Below are 18,705 nucleotides of genomic sequence, written 5' to 3'. Positions count from 1 at the left end.
CTCTCTTCGTTCGGAATGACAAATCTATTTTTTCCTTAACTTATCGCCCGGTCCAAATGTACATAACCGCCGTCAACATGGATCAATTGCCCGGTGGTATGGCTGGATTTTTCCGATAGCAAGAAAGCAGCCATATTAGCTATCTCTTCGGCAGTGGTCATGCGCTGGTCCAACGGTATTTTGGATATGATCGATTCCAATTTCTCACCTGGGTTGGGTAATGTTTTTATCCAGTTCTCATACAATGGTGTCCAGCATTCTGCTACGATGATGGCATTCACGCGGATGCCATAAGGTAAAAGCTCTACCGCCCATTCGCGGGTCAAGGCATTGCGCCCGCCGTTGGCAGCAGCATAAGCCGATGTATTCCCCTGCCCCGTTTCAGCAGTTTTTGAGCCGATGTTGACGATAGCGCCTTTGCTTTTCTTTAACGCGGGCAGGGCGTGGTGCGCCAGCAGGTAATAGTGTACAAGGTTTTTATGCATCGAGGCCATAAACTTTTCATAGTTCCCGCTTTCCAGCCCTACGCCATCGTTTACGCCTGCATTGTTGACCAGGCCATCTATCCTTCCATATTTTTCTATAACCGCATCTATCGCTTGTTTGCACTCGTCCGGAACGGTCAGTTCGGCAATAAACTGGAACGCGTTGCCGCCATCGGCTTCAACCTCGCGAACGACTTTTAAATTATCATCTTCGTTACGGCCAATAATTACCGGGATGGCCCCTTCGGACGCCAGTACTTTTACGATGCCTTCGCCGATGCCCTTGGCGCCGCCGCTAACGACGATAACCTTGTTTTTAAGTTGCAGATCCATTGTATCTTGTTTATCAGGTTCCGTACCTACGGCACGGGTGGTTCCCTTTATATTTTTTTTCTACCGGCATTTGGCCCCGACGGGGCCGGTTGCGTGGCATTTATCCGTTGACTCACCCGACCGACGCTTCGCTCGGTCACCCTCTCTACCGCGAGCAGTAAAGAGGGTTATTTTTTGCTTTTCTACCGACGTTTGCGCCGATAGGGCCGGGTGCGTGGCGGATGCTTATCCGTTGACTCACCCCGACATCGCTACGCTTGTCGGCCCTCTCTACCGCGAGCGGTAAAGAGGGTTGTTTTTCTATTATCCCCTCTTTTTGGCTTGCCAAAGGGAGGGTGGTCGAGCGAAGCAACGACCGGGTGAGTCAATTCGCCACATCCCGGTCGAGATCTCTGCGTAATGAGATTTGGCAATTTACAAATTATAAAAACTAACCGCGTTTCCACCGAAAAACAGATCCTGTTCATGCTGCGAGAAACGGGAAAGATAAATTTGCAATATTTCCATCGCCCGGTTATATCCTCCAGCAAGCATGCATACCGGCCAGTCTGAACCGTACAGCAGCCGCTGAGTGCCGAAAGCATTAAAGACCGCATCAAAATAAGGTGTAAAATCCGATGTCTTCCAGCCGTACCAATCGGCTTCGGTTAACATCCCTGATACTTTACAATACACATTTGGATATCGGGCCAGTCCTTCCATATCTCTTTTCCAGGCATCCACCATTTGGGCCTTAATATAGGGTTTGGCTAAGTGATCGACCACGAATTTTTGACCGGGAAATTCTGCGACCAGTTGTGAAGCGTATTTGATGTGGTTTGGGTAGATAAGAATATCGTACGTAAAACCATATTCATTCAACAACCCTATACCACGTTTGAATGCGTCCCGCAGCATAAACTGCTCATCCGGTTCGGCTTGCAAAACATGCCGGAAACCTTTCATTTTAGGGTGATTGTCCTTATAAAACTGCAACCTTTCTTCAACGTTCAACGCCTGCAGATCGATCCATCCCACTACGCCTTTTATCCAATCGTTTTCCTGCGCCAATTGCAGCATAAACCGATTGTCCGTTTCGGCCTGGCAGGTTTGTACCAGTACCGTGCCTTCGATCTGATTCCGGTCGAGTATCGGTTTCAGATCATCCGGTAAAAAATCGCGGCGGATGACCGACATTTCGGAAGTTATCCAATTATCCCTTACCGGGTCGAATTGCCAGAAATGCTGATGGGCATCAATTCTTTGCATAAGCAACCAATTTTTGGGTGGATGAACCTAAGCCGTCAACACCTAATTCCACCACGTCGCCGGGTTTCAGATATAAATTCGGTTTCATTCCCAAACCCACGCCTGCGGGCGTACCTGTCGATATGATATCGCCGGGCAACAGTGTCATAAATTTGCTGGTGTAAGCGATAAGGAATGGGATATTGAATATAAAATTCGAGGTGTTACCGTCCTGCATCACTTTGCCGTTCAGCTTCAGCCAAAGGCGAAGGTTGTGCGGGTCGCTGATCTCATCAGTTGTGGCCATAAAAGGGCCTATCGGTGCAAAAGTATCGCAACCCTTGCCTTTGTCCCAGGTACCGCTGCGCTCCAGTTGAAATTCACGTTCGGACACGTCATTATGGAGCACATATCCTGCCACGTAGTCCATGGCTTCCGCTTCGTCAACGTAGCTTGCCTTTTTACCGATAACAACAGCCAGCTCCACTTCCCAATCGGTTTTCACCGAGTCTTTCGGGATCACAATGTTATCATTCGGACCGACAATGGCGGTAGTCGATTTCATAAATATCACCGGCTCAGGCGGCGGCGTTGCGTTGGTTTCGCGGGCATGATCGATATAATTCAGGCCGATGCACACAATTTTTGAGGGGCGGCCCAGGGGGCAGCCAAGGCGTACATCATCACCTACCTGCATCAGGTTGCTGGTCCGTACAAATTCGGCCAGGCGGTTGAGGCCGTCATTTTCAAAAAAGCGCTCGTCATAATCCTCGCCAAAGGCAGAAGTGTCATAACGTTTATCGTTGTGTATAATGCCTGTCTTTTCTTTGCCGGCTTCGCCGTAACGTATTAATTTCATAGGTTATAAATATAATGTCATTTCGAACGAAGAGAGAAATCTTAAACGATCTGCATAGCGGACCATGCCCGTTGTATAAGATTTCTCCTCGTTCCTCGTCGAAATGACATGGGATTATTGGGTTTTAGTTTATTGTTATTTTAATTACCGTATCATAAGGGTCCGTTTCCAAACCATTAGTGTAAACGAAAACGCCTTCGGGCTGCTGTTTAAATTTAAGCGGATTTCCGTTACCCAGGGCACTAACTTTCGCAATTTTTTCTTTCAGCGATGGTATCAGGATATAACCGTCAGCAGGATTGGAAAGTATATGCGCATAAATCGTTTTCCCCTTTGACGTTATCACACCCCATTGCTGCGGGGCTATCAAATTACCGCGGGTGCCATAAATGCTTTCGCCGTTCTTTTTCATCCAGTCGCCTACTTTGGTTAGCGTGTCTACAAACTCCTGTTGTATCTTACCGTTTGGCATGGGGCCAACGTTCAGCAGGAAGTTACAGTTGAGGCCGGCATCGGTTACCAGGTAGTGGATGATCTGCTTAACCGATTTGTAGCTCCTGTCGGTAATATTAAAACCCCAACTGTTGTTAATGGTTTCGCACGTTTCGAGTGGCAGAGCGCCTATCTTTGATTCGCCGCTGAAACCGGTTGTGTTGCCACCGGGGAGGTCCTTTTCAAACATCTGGAAATCCTCGCCTGTCAGCGGTGCCAGGTGATGATTATTGCCGATCAGGATAGCTGAATTAAGCTTATGTATAAGCGGGTATATCTCATCAAAATGCCAGTTCACCGAACGGCGTTCCCATTCACCATCAAACCAGATCCCTTTTACGCCCGGATAATTGGTTATCAGTTCGGTTAACTGGGTTTTCATAAAATTGATATAACTGTCCCAATCACCATCCACGGGCTTGCCATTTACGATAGGGCTGCCAAAGGCATAATCTGGTCGCCCCCAATCCAGCAGGGAATAATAGAAATGCAGTTCGATGCCTTCTTTTTTGCATTCTTCAGCCAGTTCCATTAATGGATCCTTGTGATATGGCGTGGCATCGACAATATTATACGGACTGGCCTTCGTTTTGAACATACTAAAACCATCGTGGTGGCGCGAGGTGATGGTGATATACTTCATCCCTGCTGCTTTGGCTATGGCAACCCATTCTTTCGCGTTAAAATCTTCAGGACGGAAAAAGCTGGCGAGCCGTTTGTAGTTATCATAAGGTATTTTGCGCTCGTGCATTACCCACTCGCCGGCACCAAGTTCGCTATAAATTCCCCAATGGATAAACATACCGAACTTCATATCCTGGAACTCCTTGCGCGACTCGAGGTTTTCCTGCGTCGGCGTATAGGACTTTAACATCCCCAAAGCCTCGTTCTGCGCTTTGGCTGTGATGGTTGCCACCAGGCCTAAGCCGATCAGTAAAAGTTTTCTTTTCATAGGTCAATTATTAAGTTTTGTAAACCCTCCATCGATCACGTAATCGCAACCGGTGACAAAAGCCGCCTCGTCCGAACACAGGTAAAGCGCAAGCGTGGCTATCTCGTCCGGGGTGCCCATGCGACCTATAGGCTGACTTTTTGATAGCTTGTCAAAAATCTCCTGCTCCTGCCCCGGATAATTTTTGGCTATAAAACCATCCACAAAAGGCGTATGCACCCGGGCCGGGGAAATGCTGTTACATCGGATATTGTCGTGCAGGTAATCCCGAGCTACAGAAAGCGTCATGGTATAAATGGCCCCTTTACTGGCCGAATAGGCAAACCTGTCGGTAATGCCCACCGTTGCAGCAATGGATGCCGTATTCAGGATGACACCGCCGCCTTTTGCTTTCATCAGCGGAATTACCGCAAAAAGACAATTGTACGCCCCTTTCACATTTACGTTCATCACCCGGTCAAAATCAGCTTCGCTGGTGGTATCGGCTTTGCCGATATGGGCTATGCCGGCATTATTCACCAAAATATCGATCTGCCCGATGCCATTAAAGGTATCTACCACCTGGTGCTGCTTGCTTACATCGCAATAATGATGAAATGCGGCACCGCCATTTTGTTGTATTTCGCCGACTGTAGCTGTGGCAGTGTCGATATCCAGTTCGATGATATGCACCTTAGCCCCCTGTTTGCCGAAAAGCATAGCCATGGCTTTGCCGATGCCGCTGCCGCCGCCGGTGATTACTGCTGTTTTATTTTGTAGGCTGAACATCAATTCTTATTAATAATCTAATCGTCTATTTGACTCACCCCGACATCGCTACGCTTGTCGACCCTCTCTACCACGAGTGGTAAAGAGGGTTGGGTTTATTATAATGAAACGCCCCGTTTCCATGGAATAAAATCATCCTGTTCCAACAGCACTGCTTTGGGTTGTATTTCGCCATTGGCTACCTGTATCACATATTCTAAAATACGCTCGCCGGCTTGCGGGATGGTCTCAGTGCCTTCGATGATCGTGCCGCAATTGATGTCGATAATATCCGGCATACGGTTATAAATTACCGAATTGGTTGATAATTTGATTACCGGGGCAACAGGGTTACCGGTTGGCGTACCGAGGCCAGTGGTGAATAAAACGACATTCGCCCCGGAACCTACTTCAGCAGTGGTGCTTTCCACGTCGCTGCCGGGGGTACATAGCAAATTGAGACCTGGTTTGCTGGCCTTTTCGGGGTAATCCAGTACGGCGGTTACAGGCGATGTGCCGCCCTTTTTTGCAGCACCGGCCGATTTGATGGCGTCGGTTATCAGGCCGTCCTTAATATTTCCGAACGAAGGATTGGCATAAAAACCAGAGCCCCCGTCCTCCGCTCTTTTATTGTAGGTAATCATCAGGTCCATAAAGCGTTTGGCAGTGTCCTCGTCAACACAGCGGTCGCTTAACTCCTGCTCTACGCCGCACAGTTCAGGAAACTCTGACAAGATAACCGAACCACCCATGGATACCAAAATATCTGATACATAACCTAAAGCGGGGTTTGCCGATATTCCTGAAAATCCGTCCGAACCTCCGCATTCCAGCCCAATACATAGTTTGGACAGTGGTGCCGGCCGGCGTTCGTTTTGGTTGGCTTCCATCAATCCGGTAAATGTTTGCTTCAAGGCATGCTGCAATAAATTACGCTCGGTACCCATTTTTTGCTGCTCGAGGATAATCATCGGTTTGCTGAAGGCCGGGTCGCGTTTAGCTATCTCTGTTTGCAAAATATGTCCCTGGGCATGCTGGCAACCCAAACTCAACACCGTGGCGCCTGCCACATTCGGGTGGGTAATATAGCCCGCTAACAACCCACATAATGCCTGCGAATCCTGCTGGGTACCACCGCAGCCGAGATCGTGCGTTAAAAATTTAATGCCATCGATATTTTTGAACAGGCGCTTGTTAGCAGCTTTTTCGGCAGAGGCCTGCATATCAGCCTGTAATATTTCCTGGGGCGATTTTCCGGCCTGGTAAAGGCTCATCAGCTGATCCACCTCACTTTCGTAAGTTTTAGCTTTTTTGTAGCCGAGCTTATCCACCAAAGCCTCCTTCATCACCTGGATGTTGCGGTTCTCACAAAATACCAGGGGTATAACCAGCCAGTAATTTGCCGTGCCTACTGAGCCATCGGCGCGGTGATAACCCATAAAGGTGCGGCCGTCAAATTTTGAAGTATCGGGTTTGTGCCAATTCAGTTTGCGCTTGCCTAAGTGAAACTCACTTGAAGCGTGATGGATATTTTCAGTGGAAACCAGTCCGCCTTTGGGAATATCTTTTGTCGCCTTACCAACCAGTACGCCGTACATGTAAATGCTGTCATCGGCGTGAAGGTCGGTCAGGGTAAATTTATGTTTGGCAGCAACACGGTCAATTAATGGGAAACTTTGTCCCTCAAAATCGATCACAGTGCCCTGCTCCAGGTCGCGCAGGGCGACGAGGACGTTATCATCTTTATGTATTTTTAAATAACTATGCATTACTTATCGATTACACCGATGTTGTTGTGATTACACCGATTTTGATCAATTGTTTAATTTAAAAACCCTGTCCATCAAAACCCACTTTTCGCCCGGTTTGGTATTTGGCAGGGGCTTTTGGAATTTCCACATCAGTTTCTCCCATTCCCGTACTTTCGGGTTTGCAGCGTCCATAGCCGCTTTTCGCTCGAAAGTAAAAGTGTCGTCCGTTTCCATGATCATGAACATGCGGTTGGAAAAGCGGTATATCTCCATATCGGTGACACCCGAACCGGTTATGCTCGCTTTTATCTCGGGCCACACATCCTCGTGATAAGCTTCATATTCCGCTATCAATAACGGATCGTCCTGCAGGTCGAGGGCCAGGCAATATCTTTTCATATTTATTGCAATACTAATTCAACAACAGGGATATCATACCGCGGTTTGCTTTTCGGCAATTCCAATGTCAGGTCATTACTACCTGAAGATTCGTACTTTAACTCAGAATAATCATTCAAAAACTGCGCGTATTTTACTTTGCCTTTATATCCAGGCAACTCCAGCTTGCCGTTTGCCGGGTATTCATATAAATGAACGTATAATCTTTTCGTCTGCGGATTATAGGTGAGTTTGGTATTGTCCGGCACTTTGAAATCTGCAGGCGCGTAAGTACAATTGTAGATGGCCTTGTCGTTGGCGTGCATCCAGTAAGCAAGACTATCGAGCGCGTTGGTGGCGCGGTAATCGAACTCGCCGCGGGCGGTTGGCCCGACATTCAATATCAGGTTGCCGCCGTTGCTTACTGATGTTATAAGCAAATCGAGCAATTGGCGGTGCGTTTTCCAGGTATTTTCATCGCGGTAATAGCCCCATGAGCCTGAGAATGTCTGGCAGGTTTCCCAGGTTTTGCCTTTGTATTTTTCAAGTTCTTTTGTGCTCACCTGCTCGGGGGTCACAAAATCTGCACCGTCGCTATAATCTTCAAGACCTAACCGGTTGTTAACTATAATGCCGGGCTGTAACTGGCGCACCATTTTCAGCAGGTTTACAGCGTCCCAATCCTTATCGCGCTTGCCGTGTTTTGCCCCCTTGTCCCACGACCAATCCAGCCATAAAATGTCTATCTTGCCATAATTGGTCATCAACTCCCGTACCTGGTTTTTAAGGTACAGGCGGTATTTATTCATATCGCGACCTTTGTTCAGTTTATCATAGTTGGCCTGGCTGGTATCTACCTGTGTTAGCGGGTGGGCGTCATCCATGGTATAATCAGGGTGGTGCCAGTCGAGCAGGGAATAATAGAAGCCCACCTTCAGGCCCTCTGCACGGAAAGCCTGCACATATTCTTTCACCAGGTCGCGTTTGGCTTTGGTATTAGTGGCTTTGTAATCGGTATATTTTGAATCGAACAAACAGAAACCCTCGTGGTGCTTGGTCGTAAGTACGGCGTATTTCATGCCAGCTGCTTTAGCTGCCCTCGCCCATTTATGCGGATCGAAATGATCGGGGTTGTACATATCAAAATACTTCTGGTATTGTTCGTTGGTCATATGCTCGTTATGTTTCACCCATTCGTGTCGCGCGGCCAGCGAGTAAAGGCCCCAATGGATGAACATACCGAAACGGGCGTCGGTCCACCATTCCATGCGTTTCTTTTTTTGTTCGGCTGTTTCGTTGCCGATCCTTTTCTTTTGAGCAGTTACCGATGAGGTGATAACCGACGCGAGTAATACAATAAGTGTGAGCTTTTTTAACATAGTTTGATGATTAATGGCCTGCAACCTGTTCAATATTTTTGACCCGGATATTGGTAAAAGCGAAATAAAGGATATAAGCAAAGCAGATGATTGGCACCAGGTAAGCTACACGAATATTGGTAGCATCCGAAACGCGGCCCAACAGCAGCGGTATTACCGCACCGCCTACAATACCCATGATCAATAACGAAGAACCCTTTTTGGTTTTCTCGCCAAGACCGCGGATGCTTAGCGAAAATATAGTCGGGAACATGATGGACATAAAGAACGGTACACCCATAATAGCATAAACGGCCAGGTTGCCCCGCAGGGTAAAGGCCAGCATCAACAACAAGCAATTGACAACGCTATAGGCGATTAGTATTTTAACCGGCGAAATAAATCGCATAAGGAAAGTACCAAAGAAGCGCCCGATCATAAAGCCAAGCATAGCCAGGCCGAGAAGACCGGCAGCATCTTTCTCGCCAATTGCTCCTGCAAATTTTGAAAACCTGATGAAGAAACTTGTAACACCCGCTTGTGCACCCACATAGAAAAATATACCACCAACGCCCAGCATCAGGTTTCTTTCTTTGAATATCGAACCTCCACCTTTATCGTCAGCAGCGGTATGTTCTTTTATATCGGGGAGTTCGGTTTTCCATATCAGTATTGCGACGGATAAAACAACCAGCCCGATAATGATATAGGGTATTTTTACCGCATTTGACTCGCCCTGCAAATAGACGCCCAAATCATGCGGTGATAAATGCGCGTTCGTCATGTCCTTACCTGAAAGAATAAATATCCCCCAAGAAATGGGGCCAGTGTAGCCGCAAGCCCATTAAACGATTGCGCAAAATTGATTCGCTGCGTAGCGCCCTCCGGCTCGCCCAGGTTGTTTATGTAAGGATTAGCAGCCGTTTCCAGGGTACCACAACCACTGGCCATAATAAATAGTGCAAAAAGGAAAAATGCGTAAGTGCGGGTTTCAGCGGCTGGGTAAAAAAGAAAAGCTCCTGTTGCAAATAATATCAATCCAAATACTATGCCCTTTTTATACCCGAATTTATGCATAAACAAGCCGGCAGGAATGGCTATGACGAAATAAGCCAGGTAAAATGCTGAGTCGACAAAGGCTGATTGCAGATCAGTGAGTTCGCAGGCCTTTTTCAGGTGGGGCACCAAAATTGAATTGAGGTTGAGAGCAATACCCCATAGAAAAAACAAAGAGGTAATAAGCGCTATCGCAAAGAGATAGTTTTTTTTGGTCATAATAGGTTTTAAATAAAAGTTCGCCCTTTTCGCCGCGCTTTAACTTCCCCTCACAAGGTTGATCTGTGAATAATTGGTTAATACAAAGAAATAAATATAGCGGGTTTAAACTTTTCTTTTATTATCAAAATATTAAGCTATTTTGGCATAAAATAAGGCAAAGACGCGCATTTAGTGTACTTTGTTCATAATTATGAGGCCCCAGCTATTAAAAGTTCCGCATCAGCCGTTAAACTCTTTCAGCGTGAGGCAGGACAAGGTACCGTATATTAATAACAAATGGCATTACCATGCCGAGGCCGAACTCATCTATTTTAAAAAAGGAAGCGGCACGCAATTTATCGGCGACCATATCCAGAATTTCAAGGACGGCGATGTGGTTCTTGTGGGCTCGAACCTGCCGCATTACTGGCGGTTTGACGATGCTTATTTTGAGGAAGGAAGCGACCTGCAGGCGGACATATTAGTGGCGCATTTCCGTGAAGATTTTTGGGGCACCCATTTTCTGAACCTGCCCGAGAACAAAGGCATTCGTGCTATGCTGGAAAAGGCTAAACGGGGTTTATCGGTTGACGGTGAGCGGGGAGAATTAGTAGCGGTATTATTAGCGGGAATGCTACAGGTTGAAGGCCCGCGCAGGATCATGCTTTTGATAGAGGCGCTCGCTGCTATAGCCGAAGGTAACTTTGGTGTCCTTGCATCTATCGGTTTTAATAATGATTTTAAGGAGGCGGAAAGTGAACGGATTAACGCTATATATGATTTTACCCTCGCCAATTTTAAAAGGCCGATAACTACCGAAGAAATTGCGGCAGTGGCCAATATCAGTCCGCATTCGTTTTGCAGATACTTTAAATCGAGAACAAGGAAGACGTATTCACAGTTTATCAATGAGATAAAGGTGGGACATGCCTGCCGGCATTTGATAGAAGATAAGATAAGCGTTAAGCAAATATGTTTCGAAAGCGGGTTTCAGAACTTTGCAAGTTTTCATAAGTATTTTAAAATGACAACGGGGAAGAGTCCACTACAGTATCAAAAGCAGTTTTTGGCAGTTGGGTAATTACTTTTCATAATAAACTTTGTTATATTGAGCGCAGCGAAATATCTTATACAGGAGACCGGTAATCAATAAATTTATTGGGAAATACAAGCGTCGGCCCGCTCAGTCGCCGCGGGGGGCTGTTACTTTTGGCTTGATCCAAAAGTAACCAAAAGATCAAGACAGAAAAAAGCTTCCGCCCGCTCTGCCGGTTCTTTACGCTTTTGTAGCGCTCCGCGCATAGCGAAAGCTAAACCGTCATTCACGCCTTTACCCCGGCCCGCTTTTCTGTCGAGCCTACGCTCTTTTGAATTATACTAATAGTTTCTTCTAATCACAAGTCTCAAATCACTAAAGCATACTCACCTTATTGGCATACTTGTCCAAATAATCCCGCGGCGAACTTCCCATAACGCTTTTGAATACACGGTTAAAGTTGGTTATGCTGGTAAAACCACATTTATAGGCTACTACTGAGATGCTTTCGTATTTGTTGCCGGTGAGTTTTTTACAGGCTTCGTTGATGCGCATTTCGTTGAGGAAAGATACGAAGGTATGACGGGTGTGTTTTTTGAAATAGCGGCAAAATGCCTGTGGTGTCATGCAGGCTTCGCGGGCGACATCGTCCAGCGTGATGGCACGGCTGTAATGCTGCAGGATATAGTTATAAATATTGCTGATACGTATGCCCTCTGCTTCGTTAATACTTTGAGACAGGCCAAAATCGGACAAATGCCCGGGCTTTACCGGCATGGAGCTAAGGATGCGCATCATCTGCAAAAACTGGATCAATTGGTCGGACCCTTTTGAGCTTTTGATATCGAGCATCGCCCTGGATATCTTTGCAACATACTCCGGCGGCAACTTAAACCCCAGTTTATGTTGCAGGATGAAGTCTTTAAAAGCCTTCATTTCGGGCAGCTCAAACATTGGCGCCAGTGCCCCGTTGGGATCGAAAAATACTGTAATGGCTTTGATGGAGAGTTTACTTTCAGTTTGAAAATATTCGGGGTTGCTTTTAAAAAGATGGGGCTGATCGGCGCCGATAAAGTATATCTCGCCTGCCTTAAAAGCGTGCATGTTATTACCCGCTATCAAAGTTCCCTCGCCCTGTTGTATCCACGTAACCTGTGCCTCTTTGTGGCGGTGCAAATGCGGGTAGAAATGAGGCATATCTTCTTCCTGTACAATGACGCTTTTATCGTGGGCGACGGGAATAGTGAACTGCAATACCTTCATCAGCAAAAAAACATTAAGCAAATATTAACAAACTAAAGATTACAATACGAATTTAAGGTTAATATATTGCACTCTCGAATAGTCTTTGTGTCCATTTGACACTTGCTATTGCCTAATAATCAATTATTTAACCTTTATTATTGATGATCAGGGTAGTTACAACTGCTATTTAAAGAGTTTTAAACCGATGCACTACATTTGTCAAATAACCGTTACATTTACATTAGTATTCTACCGATACTAAAAACAGTCTGATACGGGGGGCATGATCTTACGGTGTGCCGGGGAGATGATTCCCCTCAACTATATCTAAAAACGGAAGGCGCTTCGACCACTTAGGTCGGGCGCCTTTTTATTTACCTCAACCCGGCCCTCCAAAGGAGAGGGAGGAAATTGCTAACCTATTTTCTCTGTTAAAATATGGTCAGTATTGGTAAAAATAACCGCTGCCAATGAATTGATTTACCTTAATTTTACCTTATATACTATTTATACCTGATGAGGAATCAAACAAAGTCGATGCTATTACTATGTGGCGCTCTTGCTTGCGGTCACCAACTTTTTGCGCAGCAAAGAGACTACCCCATACAGCCAGTTCCTTTTACCCATGTGCATGTAAATGATAATTTCTGGGAACCGAAAATGGAAGTAAATGCCTCGGTAACCATTCCGTATGTGCTGGCGCAATGCAGGGCGCACGGGCGTGTAGATAACTTTTTACGCGCAGCAAAGCTGGAAAGTGGCGATAAACTGAGCGACTTCCCTTTTGATGATACCGATATATATAAAGTAATTGAAGGTGCATCATACGCGATGCAGGTAAAAAAGAACCCTGCATTGGAACGCTCTATCGATACGCTCATTGGCATCATCGGCGCCGCGCAGGAAAAAGACGGATATTTGTATACTTTCCGTACCGTAAACGCAAAAAAGCCACATGAATGGATAGGGAGCAAACGCTGGGAGAACGTTGAAGTACTGAGCCACGAGCTTTATGACGCCGGGCACCTGTATGAGGCCGCCGTTGCACATTACCAGGCGACGGGTAAGCGTACCCTGCTTAACATAGCCTTGAAAAATGCCGATCTGCTGGTCGCTACCTTTGGTTACGGCAAAGAGGAAAAGTATCCCGGTCACCAGATAGTCGAGATAGGCCTGGCGAAACTTTACCGTGTAACGGGGGACAAAAAATACCTGGACCTGGCAAAGTTTTTCCTGGATATACGTGGCCCGAAAGGCGACGCCTATAACCAGGCCGATAAAAAAGTTATTGACCAGCACCAGGCCGAAGGCCATGCGGTGCGCGCAGGCTATATGTACACCGGCATGGCCGATGTGGCCGCCCTTACCGGGAACGAACAATACCTGCATGCTATTGATGATATATGGAACGACGTTGTTTTCAAAAAGCTTTATATAACAGGGGGTATTGGCGCTACCAACGCGGGCGAAGCTTTCGGCGAACCTTACCAGCTGCCTAACATGTCGGCATACGCTGAAACATGTGCGGCCATTGCCAATGTGTACTGGAACAGCCGTATGTTTTTACTGCACGGCGATTCGAAATACATCGATGTGCTGGAAAGAACGCTGTATAACGGCCTGCTGTCGGGCGTTTCGCTCAGCGGCGATCGTTTCTTTTATCCTAATCCGCTGGCTTCCATGAACCAGCATCAGCGTAGTGCATGGTTCAGTTGTGCCTGCTGTATCAGTAATATGACGCGGTTTTTGCCTTCGGTGCCTGGTTATGTTTATGCAAAAGATAAAAACAACCTGTACCTGAATCTTTATATGAGTAATGCCAGCGACATCACGCTTGCAGGCGACAGGCTAAGCCTGATAGAAACTACGGATTATCCATGGAACGGAAATATAGATGTCATCGTAAACCCAGAAAAGAAATTTGATTTTACCCTCAGGCTACGCATCCCCGGCTGGGCACAAGATAAACCAATAGCCGGCGACCTTTATACGTTTGACAATAAACAACTGTCGCCGGTTGTGATAAGCATTAACGGTAAACCAATAAAATACACGACCGAAAAAGGTTACGCCGTTTTGGAACGCAAATGGAAAAAGGGCGACAGGATAACCATGAATCTTCCTATGCCAACCCAAAAAGTGATGGCCAATGCACAGGTAAAGGATGACCGCGACCGCTTTGCCTTTGAGCGCGGACCCATAGTTTATTGCCTTGAAGGGCCCGACAATAAAGATAGCCTGGTACAAAATATCACTATCGACAAATCGGCGATAGTGAATGCGGCTTTCAAACCCGATATGCTGAATGGAGTGGAAGTAATAACTACTGAAGGCAAGAGCACCAGGCGCCAGCTGAATACAGATGTATTACTGGAAACAAACCAAAAAGTGACCGCTATTCCCTACTATGCCTGGGCCAACCGCGGACCGAGTGAGATGACAGTATGGATACCTTACGAAGCATCGGCAGCAAGACCGCAGCCTGCACCAACAATTGCCAGCACAAGCAAAGTAACGGCATCGGTAAAAAACACACGGATGTGGAAAGCGCTGAATGATCAGTACGATCCTGAAGATTCAAAAGATGCCAGCGCCCCTTACCTGCATTGGTGGCCAAAGCAAAATACAACCGAGTTTGTGCAGTACGACTTTGACCGGGAGCATACGGTTTCCGAATCAAAGGTATACTGGTTCGACGATGGTCCTTGGGGGGGCTGCCGCATACCGGCTTCGTACAAAGTTTATTACAAAAAAGGCGACGAATGGATCCCGGTAAAAAACACCATTCCTTATGAGATAGCAAAAGACAAGTACAACGTGCTCACCTTTGAGCCGGTAACCACCACAGCGCTAAAACTTGAAGTACAGCTTCCGGCAGATAATTCAGCGGGGATACATGAGTGGGCGGTAAAGTGAATAGTCAATAGTCAATAGTCAATAGTCAATAGTCAATAGTCAATAGTCAATAGTCAAAGCCTCCATCTCCTTTGAAGATGGAGGCTTTGTTATTTGTCTGTACGATTATGGATCTTTCGGGGATAGTGTGGGCTATTAATCGACGGCAGTTTTAAATTTTTTTTTCGTTTGTTATTTACACGCATCATTTTTGTAATTTTATGCTTCATTAAAGTATCGTTATGCGCATTTTGAAATTTATGGCCATAGGCGCCGCTGTCGGTTATGGCATTTATTACCTTACAAAGGAAAAAGAAAACGGCAAATCAATACTGGAAGAACTCATCGAAGACGGGCCCGATTACTTCGACCGCGCCAAAAAATACGTCGAATTTACGGTCGATCAGATAGCCGAACGGTTACATACCAATTGAGCCCGGAAGGTATTGCAATAATATTGATACAGGCAAAATTGCCTGTAAAAGAAAAACCTCTCCAATGGAGAGGTTTTTCTTTGGCTGTTTATTTCTTTTGATAGATAATTATTCCGATCAGGCTTCGCTTAAGTTAAGCGCAAATTCACCTTCTGCGCCGACTGGCTGTTTAACAGCCTTGCTTTCCTCGTGCTCATGCAAAACTTTCGGGCTTGTCAGGTAGAAATAGATCATACTGAATACCAGCGACACCAATACGCTTGAGAGAATGGCAACCTTTGCGATATCGCGGAAGGCTTCGGTTTTGAAGGCAAGCATGGTAGTAAATATCGACATAGTAAAACCGATACCTGCCAACGCGCCCATACCGAAAACCTGTTTCCAGTTTACGTTGCGTGGCAGGCTCGCTACTTTCAAGGCAACCAAAATACGGCTGAAAAGGAATATGCCGATTGGTTTGCCTAAAACCAGTCCGACCATAATACCCAGGCTGAGTGTGGAACCGAAAGAACCCATTATATTCGCCGGCAAAAGTATAGCAGTATTGGCGAAGGCAAATAGCGGTAATATCAGGAAGTTGACATACCTATGTATGTACTTTTCAAATTCGGGCAGTATGCCTACAGGCGTTGCAAAAGCAATGAGTACCCCTGCAATACTGGCCTCTACACCTGAATTGAATAATGCGAACCATAGGCCAAAGCAAAGTACTATCTGTACTACACCGAATTTCAATTTGAAATAAGTACAGCCTATGAGCCCCAGGTAGAGCGCCGCGGCTATGCCAAGGAAAACCATATTGATATGCCCGCCATAAAACAGCGCGATAACTACAATGGCGCCCAGGTCATCGATTATAGCAAGGGCCATCAGCAATATTTTAAGCCCAACAGGAACACGTTTACCCAAAATTGAAGCTATGCCTACTGAAAATGCAATATCAGTTGCAGTAGGTATGCCCCAGCCTTTGCTGTAATGGGTGTGGATGTTAAAGTAAGCGAAAATAAGTGCAGGTACTATCATTCCGCCTAAAGCGGCGCCAAATGGCAGAACAGCTTTTTTGAAAGAGGATAACTCGCCGGTTACCAGCTCCCTTTTGATTTCCATCCCTGCCATCAGGAAGAAGAAAGCCATAAGGTAATTATTGATCCAGCTTAAAAGCGTTTCAGGAAGATGAAAATGAGCGGTAAACCACTCCATATCCCAAAGGTTTTTGTAAGCAGCACCGAAACCGGAAAAATTGGCTAAAAATATGGAAACCACTGTACACACAATCAGCATTACACCTGTGAACCGGCTATCGTTAATTAAAATACGCAGCGGGTCTATCGCTCTTTTAAGTATCCTTTCCATACTGGCCTCTCTTTCTTTATAATTAGTAGTATTAAATCAAAAAGATTACCTGCCATTTTAGCGGCAGGTAATCTTCTATATTTTATGTTAGTCAACGTATCCCTGAACACCCATCTCAGGCATATCCAAACCGGCAATTTCGTCAGCAGCAGGTACCCTGATAGGTGTGATCTTGTTCGATAATTTGAAGAAGACGTACATCACCACGAATACGAATATGAAGCAGGTTAATGTGCCTATACATTGTGCGCCAAACTGGCTTGCATCACCGTAGAATAAGCCGGTTACATTTCCCTTTACACCGTTCCAGCCATCACCGTACGAACCATCGGCAAATAAGCCAAGTGATAATACTCCCCATGCGCCGTTTACACCGTGAACTGCAAATGCACCAACCGGATCGTCAATTTTCAATTTGTAATCCATGATATAGATGGTTAACACAACCAACGCACCTGCAATAGCACCAATGATCACCGATCCTAAAGAGTTTACGAAAGCACAAGGAGCGGTAATTGCAACCAAACCTGCCAGCAAACCGTTGGCCAGCATACCAGGATCTGGTTTTTTACCTTGCATATATAAAATGATCAAAACAGATAATACACCTGCAGTACCAGCCATCATGGTATTAACTGCAACAATGCTTATACGAAAATCGGCGCCGGCCAATGTTGAACCCGGGTTGAAACCGAACCATCCGAAAGCAAGGATGAACGTACCAAGCAAAGCCATTGGGATGTTATGACCTGGGATCGTATTCGGAGTGCCGTCTGCATTGAATTTCCCGATACGCGGACCGATCACTATAGCACCTGCAAGGGCAGCCACACCGCCAACCATGTGTACAACTGATGAGCCTGCAAAGTCGACGTGGCCATGGCCTAAACCGAAGTTAGCGCCAAGCTGAGAAAGCCATCCGCCACCCCATACCCAGTTGCCAAACAATGGATAAACGAACATTGATATGAAAAAACCGAATATCAGGAATGATTTGAACGACCATCTTTCTGCCATCGAACCCGTAGGAATAGTAGCAGTAGTGTCCATGAAAACCATTTGGAACAAGAAGAGGGTAAATACACCCACATCATAAACCTTACTGTTCAGGAAGTAACCAACAGTACCGATAATGCCGAAATCGTGGCCAAACATATGTACAACATACTCGTGCGGGATAACGCCCGGCGCGCCGCCAAGTGTGGCAGCGTTAAGGCCGCCACCGAACATGAAAGCAAAACCGCAAATCCAGAAACCGAACATTCCCACCGCATACACCATAAAGTTCATACCCATAGTGTGGGCAACGTTTTTCTTTTGAGTGAACCCGGTTTCAACAAGAGCGAAACCAGCCTGCATAAACATTACCAGGAAACCTGCAAGCAATGTCCACATGATATTGGTGGCAATCCTGTTGTGGCCTACAGCATCACCTAATTCAGCCGGGGTGGGTGCACCTGCTTTAGCAGCCGGTATATCCGTGATAGTACCTGTCTTTGCACCGGTCGGGTCTTGTGCATGAACAGCATGTGGGGCAAATACCACTAAAAGTAAAACCAATATCGCACCCATTAGCAGGAACGACGGGACCTTTTTTTGTAAGTTTTTAAATTTCATAATCATGATTAATAGTTAAAGTTGATTGATATGTGTTTGTTTGAATGTTTGCGATGTTGAAATTGGCAAAAAGTGTAAATTTTTAAAAATAATTCAAGAAATCCGCCTTTCGAATGCCAAGATAGAAAAATATATTGCATTTTTTCAAAAATTTCATGAAAAAATTAATGATTTTTTAATTTTTTATTAATTTTATAAAAACAAAGCCTGTTTTACCGTTATTTTTTCGATTTTTTTATAAAAAATAAATTCATAAACCATAAAATTCATTTTTTGCAATAAACCT

Annotated in this window: 16 protein-coding genes; 3 read left to right on the top strand and 13 right to left on the bottom strand. The window is 45.8% G+C overall.

Going from position 1 to position 18,705, the window contains the following annotated elements; translation table 11 throughout:
* Positions 1–35 precede the first annotated feature (35 nt).
* The 10 genes from FRZ54_RS12050 to FRZ54_RS24710 all read right to left on the bottom strand — a co-directional run bounded on the left by FRZ54_RS12050 (position 36) and on the right by FRZ54_RS24710 (position 9,857).
* Positions 36–818: an L-fucose dehydrogenase gene (locus FRZ54_RS12050; RefSeq protein WP_147031853.1), complete on the bottom strand. Its 783-nt coding sequence runs from the start codon at positions 816–818 to the stop codon at positions 36–38.
* A gap of 414 nt (positions 819–1,232) precedes the next feature.
* Positions 1,233–2,066 (bottom strand): amidohydrolase family protein, encoded by an 834-nt coding sequence (locus FRZ54_RS12045; RefSeq protein WP_147031852.1) that lies wholly within the window; start codon positions 2,064–2,066, stop codon positions 1,233–1,235.
* Positions 2,053–2,904, bottom strand: coding sequence for a fumarylacetoacetate hydrolase family protein (locus tag FRZ54_RS12040; protein WP_147031851.1), 852 nt, complete (start codon positions 2,902–2,904; stop codon positions 2,053–2,055). The genes FRZ54_RS12045 and FRZ54_RS12040 overlap by 14 nt, the downstream gene beginning before the upstream one ends.
* A gap of 124 nt (positions 2,905–3,028) precedes the next feature.
* Positions 3,029–4,348, bottom strand: coding sequence for an alpha-L-fucosidase (locus FRZ54_RS12035; RefSeq protein ID WP_147031850.1), 1,320 nt, complete (start codon positions 4,346–4,348; stop codon positions 3,029–3,031).
* Positions 4,349–4,351: 3 nt separating this feature from the next.
* Complete coding sequence (locus FRZ54_RS12030) at positions 4,352–5,116, bottom strand: SDR family NAD(P)-dependent oxidoreductase (protein ID WP_147031849.1); 765 nt, start codon at positions 5,114–5,116, stop codon at positions 4,352–4,354.
* A gap of 98 nt (positions 5,117–5,214) precedes the next feature.
* Positions 5,215–6,864 (bottom strand): UxaA family hydrolase, encoded by a 1,650-nt coding sequence (locus FRZ54_RS12025; protein WP_147031848.1) that lies wholly within the window; start codon positions 6,862–6,864, stop codon positions 5,215–5,217.
* 45 nt (positions 6,865–6,909) lie between these two features.
* Positions 6,910–7,245, bottom strand: coding sequence for an L-rhamnose mutarotase (locus FRZ54_RS12020; protein ID WP_147031847.1), 336 nt, complete (start codon positions 7,243–7,245; stop codon positions 6,910–6,912).
* Positions 7,246–7,247: 2 nt separating this feature from the next.
* Positions 7,248–8,603, bottom strand: a complete 1,356-nt coding sequence (locus FRZ54_RS12015; protein WP_147031846.1) for an alpha-L-fucosidase — start codon at positions 8,601–8,603, stop codon at positions 7,248–7,250.
* A gap of 10 nt (positions 8,604–8,613) precedes the next feature.
* On the bottom strand, positions 8,614–9,366 hold the full coding sequence (locus tag FRZ54_RS24715; RefSeq protein WP_228462704.1) for an MFS transporter: 753 nt from the start codon (positions 9,364–9,366) through the stop codon (positions 8,614–8,616).
* On the bottom strand, positions 9,363–9,857 hold the full coding sequence (locus FRZ54_RS24710; RefSeq protein ID WP_228462703.1) for an MFS transporter: 495 nt from the start codon (positions 9,855–9,857) through the stop codon (positions 9,363–9,365). Before FRZ54_RS24710 ends, FRZ54_RS24715 begins: the two co-directional genes overlap by 4 nt.
* Positions 9,858–10,050: 193 nt before the next feature.
* Between FRZ54_RS24710 and FRZ54_RS12005 the strand changes: the two genes are divergently transcribed.
* Entirely contained in the window at positions 10,051–10,920 is an 870-nt protein-coding gene (locus FRZ54_RS12005) for an AraC family transcriptional regulator (RefSeq protein ID WP_147031845.1), read from the top strand.
* A gap of 330 nt (positions 10,921–11,250) precedes the next feature.
* Here the strand turns inward: FRZ54_RS12005 and FRZ54_RS12000 are convergent, their stop codons facing one another.
* Positions 11,251–12,138 carry an AraC family transcriptional regulator gene (locus FRZ54_RS12000; RefSeq protein ID WP_147031844.1) on the bottom strand — a complete coding sequence of 296 codons (888 nt, stop codon included), beginning with the start codon at positions 12,136–12,138 and terminating at the stop codon, positions 11,251–11,253.
* 498 nt (positions 12,139–12,636) lie between these two features.
* Between FRZ54_RS12000 and FRZ54_RS11995 the strand changes: the two genes are divergently transcribed.
* Both FRZ54_RS11995 and FRZ54_RS11990 read left to right on the top strand, forming a co-directional pair.
* Complete coding sequence (locus FRZ54_RS11995) at positions 12,637–15,036, top strand: glycoside hydrolase family 127 protein (protein ID WP_147031843.1); 2,400 nt, start codon at positions 12,637–12,639, stop codon at positions 15,034–15,036.
* A 221-nt stretch (positions 15,037–15,257) separates the two neighbouring features.
* Positions 15,258–15,449, top strand: coding sequence for a YtxH domain-containing protein (locus FRZ54_RS11990; protein WP_147031842.1), 192 nt, complete (start codon positions 15,258–15,260; stop codon positions 15,447–15,449).
* Positions 15,450–15,566: 117 nt separating this feature from the next.
* On the opposite strand, the gene nhaA is transcribed toward FRZ54_RS11990, so the two are convergent.
* Positions 15,567–16,802, bottom strand: a complete 1,236-nt coding sequence (gene nhaA, locus FRZ54_RS11985; RefSeq protein ID WP_228462701.1) for a Na+/H+ antiporter NhaA — start codon at positions 16,800–16,802, stop codon at positions 15,567–15,569.
* A gap of 87 nt (positions 16,803–16,889) precedes the next feature.
* On the bottom strand, positions 16,890–18,419 hold the full coding sequence (locus FRZ54_RS11980) for an ammonium transporter (protein ID WP_228462700.1): 1,530 nt from the start codon (positions 18,417–18,419) through the stop codon (positions 16,890–16,892).
* Positions 18,420–18,705 lie beyond the last annotated feature (286 nt).

Origin of the sequence: Mucilaginibacter ginsenosidivorans (assembly GCF_007971025.1) — a bacterium.
In the GTDB taxonomy this organism is placed as follows: domain Bacteria; phylum Bacteroidota; class Bacteroidia; order Sphingobacteriales; family Sphingobacteriaceae; genus Mucilaginibacter; species Mucilaginibacter ginsenosidivorans.
The sequence above is the reverse complement of the archived record's forward strand: the minus strand, read 5'-3'. Positions and strand labels throughout refer to the sequence as shown.